Origin of the sequence: Streptomyces sp. NPDC003300, assembly GCF_040610915.1 — a bacterium.
In the GTDB taxonomy this organism is placed as follows: Bacteria; Actinomycetota; Actinomycetes; order Streptomycetales; family Streptomycetaceae; genus Actinacidiphila.
On sequence record NZ_JBEXNE010000007.1, the window covers coordinates 40043 to 51397 of the forward strand.

The window sequence follows — 11355 nt, forward strand, 5'->3', positions numbered from 1 at the left end:
GAGAGAACCGGTGGCGAACGACAGCATGATGAACTACTTCAAGGTCCTGCGCGTCAGCCAGGAAGGAGCGCTGCTGCGCGTACGGCTGAACACCCCGGAGACCGGGAACGCCGTCACCGGCCCGGTCCTGGACGAACTGCTGGCCGTACTGCGCTCGGTGCAGGACCACCCCGGCATACGGGTGCTCGAACTCTCCGGCGCCGGCGAGCACTTCTGCCTCGGCGGCGACCGCAGGGAATTCGCCGAGTCGCTGGCCGCCGACCCCACGGGGTCCGGCCTGCGGACCATGGGCAACAAGGCGCGGCAGGTGTGCGAGGCGCTCGCCACGCTCGGCGCCGTCACCGTCGCGCGGGTGCACGGCGACGTGATCGGCGCGGGCGTGGCGCTCGCGATGTTCTGCGACCTGCGGGTCGGCGCCGACACCAGCCGGTTCCGGCTGCCCGAGCTGGCGTTGGGCCTGCCGCCCGCCTGGGGCGGCATCCTGCCCCGGCTGCTCAACGAGGTGGGAGCCGCCCGCATCCGCGAACTCGTCCTCACCGGCGAGGCGTTCGACGCGGCCAGGGCCGTCGAGCTGTCCGTCCTGCACAAGGCCGTGCCCGAGGCCGGGCTGGACGCCGCCGTCGACCAGTGGGCGCGGCCCATGCTCCGCCGCTCCCCGGCCGCGCTGCGCGCCGCCAAGACGATGCTCAACGCGTACGGCGGCGCCCACCGCCTGGCGGACGCCACCCTCTTCGACGGCGAATGGCTGGCCTCGGTGCTGATGGCGGCCGAGTCGGCCAAGCGCCAGTGAACTCCCGCTCCCGCGCGGCTACTTCGGCGCGGCCTCCAGCGCCTGCCGCAGGTGGCCGCCCGACTCCGTCAGCAGCCGGGCCGCCGTGGCCGCGTCCACATGGGCGAGCAGCGTCAAGATCGCGTGCTTGACCTCGCCGTCGGTGGCGGTCAGCGCGTCCTCGATCGCCTCCTCGTCCGCGCCGGTGGCCAGCGCGACGATCCGCCGCGAGCGCGCCCGCAGCTTCTCGTTGGAGGCCCGCACGTCGACCATGAGGTTCCCGTACGTCTTGCCGAGCCGGATCATCGTGATGGTCGAGAGCATGTTGAGCACGAGCTTCTGCGCGGTGCCGGACTTCAACCGGGTGGAACCGGCGATCAGTTCGGGCCCGACGACGACCTCGATGCCGTGGTCGGCCGCCGCCGCGAGCGGCGAGTCCGCGTTGCAGGACAGGCCCACGGTGAGCGCCCCCGTGGCGCGCGCGTACTCCACCGCGCCGACCGCGTAGGGAGTGCGCCCGGAGGCGGAGACGCCGACGACGCTGTCGGCCGGGGTCAGTCCGAGCGCGGCGAGGTCGGCGGCGGCCAGCTCCTTGCTGTCCTCCGCGCCCTCGATGGAGGTGATCATCGCGGACGGGCCGCCCGCGATCAGTCCGAGCACCTCGCGTCCGGGCGTGGTGTTGAAGGTCGGCGGGCACTCGCTCGCGTCGAGCACGCCGAGCCTGCCCGCCGTACCGGCGCCCGCGTAGATCAGCCGTCCGCCGCGTTCCATCCGGGCGGCGATCCCGTCGATGGCGGCGGCGATCACGGGCAACTGCCCGGCGACCGCGGCCGGAACGGTGGCGTCCTCACCGTTCATGGTCCGCGCGATCTCCAGGGTGGGCATCCGGTCGATCTCGGCGAGCTCGGGCCGGAACGCCTCGGTGGTGAGGGTCTCCAGCTCGCGGCGCAGCTCGGTGTAGTGCGACATATGCGGCTCGTTCATCCTTCTGCTGTGGGGGTCGTGGAGTGGTGCGGACCGGCCGTCAGGCGCGGCCCGAGCGGGGACTGTGCCGGTGCGCGAGCGCTTCGTACGAGGCGGACAGCGCCGGGGCCGCGGTCTCGTAGGTGCGCTGCGCGACGCCGATGAACAGACAGTCGACGACGAGGAGCTGACTCGTACGACTGGACATCGCGGCGGGCCGCAGCTCGCTCTCGCGGGAGGTGGACGTGGTCAGCACCAGATCGGCGTACTGCGTGACCGCGCCGTCCGCCCGGCCGGTGATGGCGATGGTCGTCGCCCCCCGGTCGAACGCGGCCCGCAGCGGCTCGATGACGTCGTGCGTACTGCCCGAGTGCGTGATGGCCAGGGCCACATCGCCCGGCTTGAGCTGTACGGCGTTGGTGACCGCCAGGTGCGGGTCGGCGTGCGCGTGCGCGATCAGGCCGATCCGCAGCAGCTTCTGCGCCAGGTCCTGGCCGACCAGCGCGGACGCGGCTATCCCGTAGATGTCGGTCCGCCGGGCCGCGGCCAACGCGGCGACGGCGGCCTCCAGTTGGCCCATGTCGAGCTGGGCGGCGGTGTCGGCGAGGGTCTGCTGCTCCTCCATGGCCAGCTTGGTGACCACGTCGGCGAGCGGGTCGTCGACGGCGATGTCGGCGGTGACGGCGGGCGGCGCCCCGGTGGCCTGCTGGGCGGCGAGCGCGGCCAGCGCCAGCCGCAGATCGCGGTAGCCGGGGTAGCCCAGCAGCCGGGCGGTGCGGACGACGGTCGCCTCGCTGGTGCCGGTACGCACCGCGAGCGCCGTGACGGTCAGATGGGCACAGCCCGCCGGATCACCCGCGACGGCTTCCGCGACCCGGTGCATGGACCGGGTCATCGACGGCGCGAGGGTGCGGACCTTGGCGGCGAGGGCCCCCGGGTCGGGGGGCGTGACGGGGAGGACGGGCGCGCCGGACACGCCGCGGAGGGCGCGGACGCTCGGGGAGAAAGTTTCCTTCACGCTATAGGTCACCTTCTGAAAGGTATTTTCAGAGACGGCCGTACGTCAAGGCACCCGACGATCACGGCGTCCGCGTCCGCCGGGCTTGCGACAATGGAGGGATGGAAGGTGAAACCGTGCTGCATGGTGCCCGCGCTCTCGTGCTGTCCGACCTCAGCGCCCGCGGTGTCGCGGAGGCCGATATCGTCTCGCTGGTCGAGGACGCCGTCAGCAAGCGCCGCTGGTGGCTGGAGCAGTGGCCGGACGGCGCGGAGTACATCCCCGGGCTGCTCGCCCAGGACGTCCAGGACGCCCTGCTCGAACGCTACGGGCGCTGGCCGCTGTGCCCCGACTGCGACGACCCGCACGCCCTGGCCGTCGAACCCGAGCTCGGCCCCGACCCGCGCTGGGTCTGCGAGGCCCGCGGCGCCGTCGTCGCCCCCGTCGGCGCCCTGACCCCGGTGAACCCGGTATGACCCACGACACCGAGTCGGACCCCTCATGACCCTCTACATCGACCCGCCGACCTGGCCCGGCCACGGCCGCCACTGGTCCCACCTGGTCAGCGACGTCTCCTACGCCGAACTGCACGCCTTCGCCGCCCGCCTCGGCGCCCCGTCCCGCGCCTTCGAACGCGACCACTACGACATCCCCTCCGAGCGGTACGCCGACGCGGTCGCCCTCGGCGCGGTCGAGACCGGCAGCAAGGAGATCGTCCGCCTGCTGACCGCCGCGGGCCTGCGGCGGCGCAAATACGTCAGGCCGTGAGCAGGTCCGGCTCCGTCAGGCCGTGAGCAGCTCCAGCTCCGTCGTCAGATTGCGGCGGGCCGTGCGCTCCCACTGGTCCTTGCCGTAAGGGGTGCGGAACAGGGCGGGGAGGGCGAGGAGTTGGCGCAGGACGGCGGCGCGGCCGGCGCGGAAGGCGTCGTCGGGGACGAAGCCGTACTCGGAGCGGACGGCGGCGGCGTAGGCCGCGTAGGCGGCGGGGTCGCCGGCCAGGACGGCGAGGTCGGCGTCGCAGAGGACCTCGCCGTTGTGGTCGCCCTCGGCCGGGTCGTGGGTGACCGTCAGACGCACCAGGCGGGCGACCTCGGCGGTGCGGTCGGCGGCCACGCCCGCCTCGGGCAGGGCGCGTTCGGCGAGGTGGGCGCTGCGCTCCTCGTTCTCCGAGCGGTCGGGGCGGTAGACCGCGTCGTGGAACCAGGCGGCGAGGGCCACCGCGTCCGGATCGGCGGCGTACGCGGTCAGTTCGGTGGCGTGGTCCAGGACCGCCTGGAGATGGTCCAGCGTGTGGTAACGCCGCTGCGGTTCGGCCCAGCGGCCGAGCAGATCGGCGCCGTACGGCGCGGGGTCGGGGGCGGGCGCGTCGTCCGCTGTCGGCTCCTGGCAGCGGCGCAGCAGGTCGCACCACTCGGCGAGCAGGGCGTCGTAGCGGGGGTGAGGGGCGGCGGGCGTGAAGGACATGCCGGTAATTGTGCGCTACACGTCTCGCGCGGGAGTGACGCATGTGGCACCCTTGCTCATATGTCTAGACCAATCTTCGAGGTGATCGCCCTCGGCGCGGACGATGCCGTAGCGGCCCGGGACGGCGGCGCGGACCGCCTCGAACTGGTCACCGATATGGCCGCGGACGGGCTCACCCCCTCCCGCGCCACCTTCGGGGCGATCAGGGCGGCCGTCGACATCCCGCTGCGCGTCATGCTGCGGCTGTCCGACGGATTCAGCGCCGGTGACGCGCGCGACCTCGACGCCCTGTGCGCCGCCGCGCAGTCCCTGCGGTCCGAGGGCGCCGACGAGTTCGTCCTCGGCTTCCTCGACGACGGCGGGCGCGCCGACCTCGACGCCGTGCACGCGCTGGTCGACGTCATCGACGGCTGCCGCTGGACCTTCCACCGGGCCATCGACCGCGCCGCCGACCGCGACGCGCTCCGCCTCCAGCTCGCCGGGCTGCCGGGCCTCGACACATACCTCACCGCGGGCGCCGCGGACGGCGTGCCCGCCGGGCTCCCGGTGCTCTGCGACGAGGCCGCGCGCACCGGCGAGCCGGGGTACGAACCCCAGCTCCTCGTCGGCGGCGGCCTGCTCCTGGAGCATGTGCCGCACCTGCGCGGCGCCGGGCTCGACGGCTTCCACGTCGGCGGCGCCGTGCGCCCCGCGGGCTGGGCCTCCCCGGTCGACGTCCGCGCCGTCGCCCGCTGGCGCACCGCCCTGGACACCCCGGTCCCGGTCTCCTGAGGCCGGGCGGTACGGCCGTCGCGCCGCCCCGGACGGTCCCGCCGGGCCGGGGCGCGTACCGGCGGTTGTCGTACCCCCGCGCCACAATGGAGCCATGAGCGTCATGGACCTGGGCGAGCTGCGGCTTCTCCGGCGTGCCCGCGACCGTATGGACCGCGAGTACGCCCAGCCGCTCGACGTCCCGGCCCTGGCCCGGACCGCGCTGATGTCGACCGGCCACTTCAGCCGCCAGTTCCGCGCGGCGTACGGCGAGACCCCGTACTCCTACCTCATGACCCGCCGCATCGAGCGCGCCACCGCCCTCCTGCGGCGCGGCGACGTCAGCGTCACCGACGCCTGCTTCGCCGTCGGCTGCACCAGCCTCGGCTCCTTCTCCGCCCGCTTCACCCAGATCGTCGGTGAGACCCCCAGCGCCTACCGCGCCCGCGACCACAGCGACTTGGAGGTCGTCCCCGGCTGCCAGGTCATGCTGGTGACCCGCCCCCGCAAGACGGGAGGCGCCGCCGCGCGTTCGCCGCTGTGAGCCCGCGCCCGTCGCCTCCGATATCGGCCGCACAGCCCCTAGCATCGGCCGTATGACCGTTTCCATCAGTGCCGTGCACGTCTTCGTCGACGACCCCGACGCCGCCCTCGTCTTCTACCGGGACACCCTCGGTCTCACCGTGCGCAATGAGGTCGAGCACGACGGCTTCCGGTGGATCACGCTGACGACCAAGAGCCAGCCGGAGATCCAGATCGTGCTGTCGCAGCCGCACGCGGGGCGGTCGAAGGAGGACGGGGACACGCTGGCGGCGCTGCTGGCCAAGGGGGAACTGCGGCCGCTGCACTTCCGCAGCGACGACCTCGACGCGACGTTCGAGGCCGTCGCGGGGGCGGCGGGGGCCGAGGTGCTCCAGGAGCCCGCCAGCCAGCCGTGGGGGGTACGGGACGGCGCCGTACGGGATCCGGCGGGCAACTTCTTCCGCATCGAGCAGGCGTAGCGCGCAGCGGCGCGCCAGCCAGACGAGACCTTGCGGACGCGGCCTAGGCCGGGGCCAGGGCCTCGGGGAGCGGCGCGGTGTGCAGCACCGCGAGACCGGAGACGGCGCGGGTGAGGCAGACGTACAGGCGTCGCAGGCCGGTGCGGACGTCGGGCTCGGCGGCCACGATGTCCGCGGGCTCGTCGAGCACGACGTAGTCGTACTCCAGGCCCTTGGCCAGGGACGCGGGCACCAGCGTGACGCGGGCCTCGGCGGAGGTCTCCTCACCGGGCGAGACGTACTGGATTCCGGCGGCCTCAAGTGCCGTGGCCAGTACGGGAATCCGCGGGTCGGCGGCGATCAGGCCGACGGACCCCTCGTGCCGGAGCGCCGTGTCGCAGGCCGCGAGCACGGCCGCGTCCAGCGCGCCGGCGGCGACGGCCCGTACCGACATCGTGCCGGCCGCCTCACGGACGGACGTGGCGGGCGCGAGGCCCGGCGCGATCTGCGGCAGCAGCCGCGTGGCGTACGCGATCACTTCGCGCGGCACACGGAAACCGGCCGTCAACTCCTCGACGCGGGCGTCCGGTTTGCCGAGATGACCCAGCGCTTCGGCCCACGAGCCGGTGGCCCAGGGCGTGGTGCCCTGCGCGAGGTCGCCGAGCACGGTCGCGGACCCGGTCGAGCAGCGCCGCCCCACCGCGCGGTACTGCATCGGCGACAGGTCCTGCGCCTCGTCCAGCACCACATGCCCGAGCGACGACGTCCGCTGCACGAGGTCGTACGCCTCGTCGATCAACACCGCGTCGGCGGCTGACCACTTGGCCGACGCGAGCCCCCGCGCGGGCTTCGCCCACAGGATCGTCCGCTGCTCCTCGGCGTCCAGCACCCCGTCCGCCGCCTCGGCCAGGAACTCCGGGTCCGACAGCAGCCGCAGCACCGTCTTGGCCGGATCGACCGCGGGCCAGCACGCCTTGACGGCCGCCTTCACGGCGGGAGTTCGCGCCACCGCGTCCTGCACGCGGTCGTCCGGCGCCTCGCCCGAGCGCTCCATCTGTACGAGGACGACGTGCGCGATCCGCTGCGGCAGCGCGTCGTGCGCGGCGCCGTACCGGATGTCGCGGGCCGCCAACTCCTTGACGATCTCCTCCAGTTCGTACGCCGGGACCCGCCAGCGCCGCGAGCCGCGCACCACCATCACCGGCTCGGTGGGCATCCGGATGCCGGACCGCACCGCCCGTCGCAGCACCTCCGCCATCCGCGCGTCGCCCTTGACCGTGGCCGCCGCCGCCGAGTCGGTGCCGCGCACCTCGACATGGGCCACCAGGTCGTCCACGGTGGCCTGCTTGACCTGCAACTCGCCCAGCGCGGGCAGCACTTGCTCGATGTACTGGAGGAAGGACCGGTTCGGCCCGATCACCAGCGTGCCGGTCCGCGCCAGCCGCTCGCGGTGCGCGTAGAGCAGATACGCGACCCGGTGCAGGCCGACGGCGGTCTTCCCGGTGCCGGGCGCGCCCTGCACGCAGACGCTGCCGGTGATGTCGGCGCGGACGATCTCGTCCTGCTCGGGCTGGATGGTGGCGACGATGTCGCGCATGGGGCCGACGCGGGGCCGTTCGATCTCGCTCTGGAGCAGCTTGCTCGACGTCCCCGGATCCGCCGCGCCCTCCGGCGGGTCGGTGAGGTACTCGTCCTCGTACGCGGTCAGGTCCCCGCCGGTGTAGCCGAACCTGCGGCGCAGCCGTACGTCCATCGGCTTGCGGCGCGACGCCTGGTAGAAGGGCTGCGAGACCGGCGCGCGCCAGTCGATCACCATCGGGTCGCCGTCCGCGTCGTGCACATGGCGGCGGCCGATGTAGAACTGCTCGCCGGTCGCGCCCTCGGCCAGTTCCGTGCCGGGCGCGTGCAGGTAGTCCAGGCGGCCGAAGAAGAGCGGGGTGTCGGCGAGGTCGGAGAGCGCCTTGATGCGGTCGTCGATCTCGGCGGCGAGGATCTTGGCGTTGACCCAGTTTCCCGTCACGTCCGTGATGTCGAGCGACTCCACGTCGTGCCGCATGGCGCGCAGCGCGGTACGGGACGAGGCGAGGTGGGAGCGTTCCCTGCCGAGCGGGTCGGGGGAGTGGGCGGTGCGGTCCTGCGGGCTGGGGCTGCTGCCCTGGGTCGGGACGTGCGAGGGCACGGCTTTGCCTCCGGCTGATAGGAGTGCGTACGCGAGGGGTCGTCGGCGAGGCGACGAGCCGACCGGTTTCCGTCCGGCCGGCGGCACTCCCGTGGGGAGGCGGCAAGACCGGCGATCATACGCGTCCGCGCGGGGAGCCGCGAATGAATTTCACCCCCCGTTCGACCTGCGGTCGGGCCGGGCGGGGGCGGGGCTCGGGCGGGGCGGGGACGCGGCGCGGGCGGGGCCTGGGCGGGGCCTGGGCGGGGCTCGGGCGGGGCTTTGGCGGGGTGCGGTCGGCGCGGCGGCGCGGGGGATCGGGGGCCCGGGGGAGCCGCAGGTCGTAGGGCCTCAGGGGTGACCCTGATACCCGGGTCAGGGTCCGGTGTCAGACCAGAGTCGGACACGGAGCGTGCGAGTTAAGCCCTGAGCCCGATGTAGGCCGTATGCCTGATTTCGTACGGTGGATTCATGACCACCACCACCGTTTCCCCAGGTCCCACCGTCCACGGCGGCACCGCTCTCGGTGCCCGCCCCGATCACCCCCGCCACCTGCTGGGAAGCACGCTGCGCGCGGTCCGTGTCTTCGCCGTCACGGCCGTCGAAGTGGTGCTGCTCGGCAACGAGGGCAAGCGCCACTGAGCGGCGGCCCCGCGCCGCGTTGACGATCACCGGCGGGCAGGTCCACTACTGTCGCCGCGGTGACCGCTCCCGCGCTCGGCCCGGCGCCCCCCGCCGACCGTCCCGCCGACCCTCGCCGTCCCCGTAGCGCCCGCTGTCCCGGCACCACCGCGCTGGCGCTCGCCGCGCTCGCGCTCTCCCTCGCCCTCTTCGCTGCCTGGTGGCTCCGCCGCCCGGTCCCGATGGCCGACCTTCAGGTCTACCGCGCCGAAGGCGCCGCCGTACTCGGCGGCCGGGACCTGTACGGATTCCGCGCCACACGCTGGCGGCTGCCCGCCACGTATCCGCCCTTCGCGGCCCTGCTCTTCACCCCGGTCGCCCGGCTCCCGCTGTCGGCCGCCCGCGCGGCCTGCGTCGCCGCCAATCTGGCCCTGCTGGCCGCCCTCGTCCGCCTCTCCCTGCGGCTGGCCGCGGACACCGGGACCGCCGCCGACGCCGTACGGTCCCGGCGGTACGCGGCGCCCGTCCTGCTCGGCACCGCGGGCGCGCTCTGGCTCGAACCCGTCTTCCAGACGGTGGTCTTCGGGCAGATCAACCTCGCCGTCGCCGTCCTCGTCCTGTGGGACCTCACCCGCCCCGAGGGCACGCGCGGCAAGGGTTTCGCGCTGGGCCTCGCGGCGGGCGTCAAGATCACGCCCGCGCTGCTGGCCGTGCACCTCGCGCTCACCGGCCGCCGCCGGGAGGCGGCCCGCGCCGCCGCCGGATTCGCCGCGAGCGCGGCGCTCGGGCTCGCCGTCCTGCCCGGCGCCTCGCTGGACTTCTGGACCGCCCGGCTCTACGAGACCGACCGGGTCGGCGAGGTCTGGATCGTCGACAACCAGTCCCTCCAGGGTCTGCTCGCCCGCGTCCTGCACACCCCGGCCCCCGGCCTGCTCTGGGCCGCGTCCGCCCTGGTCACCGCCGCCGCGGGACTCGCCGTCGCCGCCCGCGCCCACCGCGGCGGCCGGCCCGCGCTCGGCCTGCTCTGCGCGGCCGTCACCGCGCTGCTGGTCTCGCCGGTGAGCTGGTCCCACCACTGGGTCTGGTGCGTGCCCCTCCTGGCGTTCCTGGCCACGCGCCTGTCCGCAGAGGACCCAGGCCCAGGCCCGGACAGCGGCCCCGGCCCCGGCTCCCGTACGGCACGGTCGCGCGGCCCGCGCGCCGCCGTCCTGCTCGGCCGCCGCGCCGCGCTCCTCGGGTGCGCCGCCGTCTTCTACGGCCGCAGCATGTGGCTCGTGCCGCACCAGGGCGACCGCGACCTGCGCTTCTCCTGGTGGGAACAGCCTCTCGCCGCCCCCTACCCCCTGCTCGGCCTCGCCCTGCTGGCCGGCACCGCCCTGAGTACCCGCCCACGCCGACCTGAGTACGACGCCGGATCCGGCCCGGCCGTCCGGTCCGTTGAATGGATGACATGACCAACAGCCGCCCGTACGTCCCGCAGGACCCGTACGGCCCGCCGCAGCCGCACGAGTGGCAGCACGGCGCGGGCGCCCGTCCGCAGGTCCGGCAGAGCCCCGCCTACGGCCCCGCCCCCGTCATGCCTCCCTTCGTGCCCCGCTTCAGGCCGCCGGACCACGACAGCCACGCCTACGTCGCCCCGCTGATCGCCACCGTCCTCGGCGGCCCGGTCATCGCCTTCTGCGGCCTGATCGCGATGTTCTCCCCGATGGCGACGGACTCCTGCACGCCGAACGGCTGCCAGGCGCTGACCACCATGCTCCTGGTCGCCCCCGCCGTCCTCCTGCTCGCCGTCGTCGCGCTCGTCGTGTCCTGGGCCCTCCCCTGGCGCCTGCGCCACCGCACGACCCGCGCCGTCGCCTCCCTCGCCGCCCCGCTCCTCGCCGTCACCACCCTCCTGATCTACTTCCACCTCCCCGCCGCCGGCTGAGCCCCGTCGTCATGACGCCGGGCCCGCACGGCAGCGGTCAGCGGCGGCAGTCGCTGCCGCGGACTCCCGCCTCCGCCTGGATCTACGGCGGCGGCCACTGGACTCCGCTTGCCGCCAAGCGGTTCCGGTGCCGCGCGAGTCTGAGCCGCGCGATGCCGAGCCCGATCAGGTACACGGCGAAGAAAGCCAGCCATACGCCCGCGCCGACGAGGACGTGACGCACGGTGTATCCGGGAAAGAAGAGGACGACCGCTATGACGACGAGCAGCACCAGGATGTTCTTCAGTACCCGTCGCCCGTAGCGCAGGCACGCGTCGACGACCATCCGCGAATGGATCAGGCGCACGTCACCCGCCGCCGACTTCGCGGGCCGCAGTCCGCGTCCCTCGACCATCCCCGGCAGCGGACCGCCCCCGGCCGGGTCGGGATACCGGGCCGCGGTCCGCGCGGCGAGATCCCCCGACTCCGGGCTCCGCCGGAAGGTCATCAGCGGCTGGTTCATCGAACGGCTGCCGGGCGCCGGGCCCGCGTACCGGTAGCCGAACTGCTCGGCCACATAGGCGTAGGCGGCGAGTTTCCTCAGGCCCGGAGAGGTGAGCCGCACCTCATACTGGTCGCGTCCGGTGGCGACGGCGTCCCTCAGCGCGGTGAGCGCAGTCCCGTGTGGCATGAAGCGCTGCTCACCGCCCTCTCCCCGGTCGTCGGACGCCGTGCCCGCGCATACGG

General features: G+C 74.1%; 14 protein-coding genes. 9 read left to right on the forward strand and 5 right to left on the reverse strand.

Annotation, left to right across the window (positions count from 1 at the left end; genetic code table 11):
- The first annotated feature begins 25 nt into the window (after positions 1–25).
- Entirely contained in the window at positions 26–790 is a 765-nt protein-coding gene (locus ABZX65_RS12790; RefSeq protein ID WP_355338034.1) for an enoyl-CoA hydratase/isomerase family protein, read from the forward strand.
- An 18-nt stretch (positions 791–808) separates the two neighbouring features.
- Here ABZX65_RS12790 and murQ read toward each other — a convergent pair whose 3' ends face one another.
- Positions 809–1753, reverse strand: a complete 945-nt coding sequence (murQ, locus tag ABZX65_RS12795; protein WP_355337360.1) for an N-acetylmuramic acid 6-phosphate etherase — start codon at positions 1751–1753, stop codon at positions 809–811.
- Positions 1754–1793: 40 nt separating this feature from the next.
- Positions 1794–2708, reverse strand: coding sequence for a MurR/RpiR family transcriptional regulator (locus ABZX65_RS12800; protein WP_355338037.1), 915 nt, complete (start codon positions 2706–2708; stop codon positions 1794–1796).
- Between the two features lie 143 nt (positions 2709–2851).
- Between ABZX65_RS12800 and ABZX65_RS12805 the strand changes: the two genes are divergently transcribed.
- Both ABZX65_RS12805 and ABZX65_RS12810 read left to right on the forward strand, forming a co-directional pair.
- Positions 2852–3205, forward strand: coding sequence for a hypothetical protein (locus ABZX65_RS12805; protein ID WP_355337363.1), 354 nt, complete (start codon positions 2852–2854; stop codon positions 3203–3205).
- A gap of 25 nt (positions 3206–3230) precedes the next feature.
- Positions 3231–3497 carry a DUF4031 domain-containing protein gene (locus ABZX65_RS12810; protein ID WP_355337366.1) on the forward strand — a complete coding sequence of 89 codons (267 nt, stop codon included), beginning with the start codon at positions 3231–3233 and terminating at the stop codon, positions 3495–3497.
- 15 nt (positions 3498–3512) lie between these two features.
- Here ABZX65_RS12810 and ABZX65_RS12815 read toward each other — a convergent pair whose 3' ends face one another.
- A complete protein-coding gene (locus ABZX65_RS12815; RefSeq protein ID WP_355337369.1) occupies positions 3513–4193 on the reverse strand; it encodes a hypothetical protein in 681 nt (226 codons plus the stop codon).
- Between the two features lie 60 nt (positions 4194–4253).
- Between ABZX65_RS12815 and ABZX65_RS12820 the strand changes: the two genes are divergently transcribed.
- The 3 genes from ABZX65_RS12820 (at position 4254) to ABZX65_RS12830 (ending at position 5944) form a co-directional block, all read left to right on the forward strand.
- Positions 4254–4964, forward strand: a complete 711-nt coding sequence (locus tag ABZX65_RS12820) for a copper homeostasis protein CutC (RefSeq protein ID WP_355337372.1) — start codon at positions 4254–4256, stop codon at positions 4962–4964.
- Between the two features lie 103 nt (positions 4965–5067).
- The gene (locus ABZX65_RS12825; RefSeq protein WP_355338040.1) at positions 5068–5487 is read left to right on the forward strand and encodes a helix-turn-helix transcriptional regulator; all 420 of its coding nucleotides are present in this window, start codon (positions 5068–5070) and stop codon (positions 5485–5487) included.
- 52 nt (positions 5488–5539) lie between these two features.
- Complete coding sequence (locus tag ABZX65_RS12830) at positions 5540–5944, forward strand: VOC family protein (protein ID WP_188285367.1); 405 nt, start codon at positions 5540–5542, stop codon at positions 5942–5944.
- Positions 5945–5987: 43 nt separating this feature from the next.
- On the opposite strand, the gene ABZX65_RS12835 is transcribed toward ABZX65_RS12830, so the two are convergent.
- Positions 5988–8102 carry an AAA family ATPase gene (locus tag ABZX65_RS12835; RefSeq protein ID WP_355337377.1) on the reverse strand — a complete coding sequence of 705 codons (2115 nt, stop codon included), beginning with the start codon at positions 8100–8102 and terminating at the stop codon, positions 5988–5990.
- 450 nt (positions 8103–8552) lie between these two features.
- Here ABZX65_RS12835 and ABZX65_RS12840 point away from each other — a divergent pair, with 450 nt between their 5' ends.
- Genes ABZX65_RS12840 through ABZX65_RS12850 form a run of 3 tightly spaced genes read left to right on the forward strand, consistent with a single transcriptional unit; the run spans position 8553 to position 10629 of the window.
- Positions 8553–8723 (forward strand): hypothetical protein, encoded by a 171-nt coding sequence (locus ABZX65_RS12840; RefSeq protein ID WP_355337380.1) that lies wholly within the window; start codon positions 8553–8555, stop codon positions 8721–8723.
- Between the two features lie 59 nt (positions 8724–8782).
- Entirely contained in the window at positions 8783–10156 is a 1374-nt protein-coding gene (locus ABZX65_RS12845; RefSeq protein ID WP_355337383.1) for a glycosyltransferase 87 family protein, read from the forward strand.
- Positions 10153–10629, forward strand: coding sequence for a hypothetical protein (locus tag ABZX65_RS12850; protein ID WP_355337386.1), 477 nt, complete (start codon positions 10153–10155; stop codon positions 10627–10629). The genes ABZX65_RS12845 and ABZX65_RS12850 overlap by 4 nt, the downstream gene beginning before the upstream one ends.
- An 82-nt stretch (positions 10630–10711) precedes the next feature.
- On the opposite strand, the gene ABZX65_RS12855 is transcribed toward ABZX65_RS12850, so the two are convergent.
- Positions 10712–11299: a hypothetical protein gene (locus ABZX65_RS12855; protein WP_355337389.1), complete on the reverse strand. Its 588-nt coding sequence runs from the start codon at positions 11297–11299 to the stop codon at positions 10712–10714.
- Positions 11300–11355 lie beyond the last annotated feature (56 nt).

Coding starts and splice junctions, on each gene's coding strand:
- ABZX65_RS12855 (WP_355337389.1), bottom strand. CDS start 11,299: ATGCCACACGGGACTGCGCTCACCGCGCTGAGGGACGCCGTCGCCACC.
- murQ (WP_355337360.1), bottom strand. CDS start 1,753: ATGAACGAGCCGCATATGTCGCACTACACCGAGCTGCGCCGCGAGCTG.
- ABZX65_RS12840 (WP_355337380.1), top strand. CDS start 8,553: ATGACCACCACCACCGTTTCCCCAGGTCCCACCGTCCACGGCGGCACC.
- ABZX65_RS12825 (WP_355338040.1), top strand. CDS start 5,068: ATGGACCTGGGCGAGCTGCGGCTTCTCCGGCGTGCCCGCGACCGTATG.
- ABZX65_RS12820 (WP_355337372.1), top strand. CDS start 4,254: ATGTCTAGACCAATCTTCGAGGTGATCGCCCTCGGCGCGGACGATGCC.
- ABZX65_RS12805 (WP_355337363.1), top strand. CDS start 2,852: ATGGAAGGTGAAACCGTGCTGCATGGTGCCCGCGCTCTCGTGCTGTCC.
- ABZX65_RS12850 (WP_355337386.1), top strand. CDS start 10,153: ATGACCAACAGCCGCCCGTACGTCCCGCAGGACCCGTACGGCCCGCCG.
- ABZX65_RS12830 (WP_188285367.1), top strand. CDS start 5,540: ATGACCGTTTCCATCAGTGCCGTGCACGTCTTCGTCGACGACCCCGAC.
- ABZX65_RS12815 (WP_355337369.1), bottom strand. CDS start 4,193: ATGTCCTTCACGCCCGCCGCCCCTCACCCCCGCTACGACGCCCTGCTC.
- ABZX65_RS12790 (WP_355338034.1), top strand. CDS start 26: ATGATGAACTACTTCAAGGTCCTGCGCGTCAGCCAGGAAGGAGCGCTG.
- ABZX65_RS12810 (WP_355337366.1), top strand. CDS start 3,231: ATGACCCTCTACATCGACCCGCCGACCTGGCCCGGCCACGGCCGCCAC.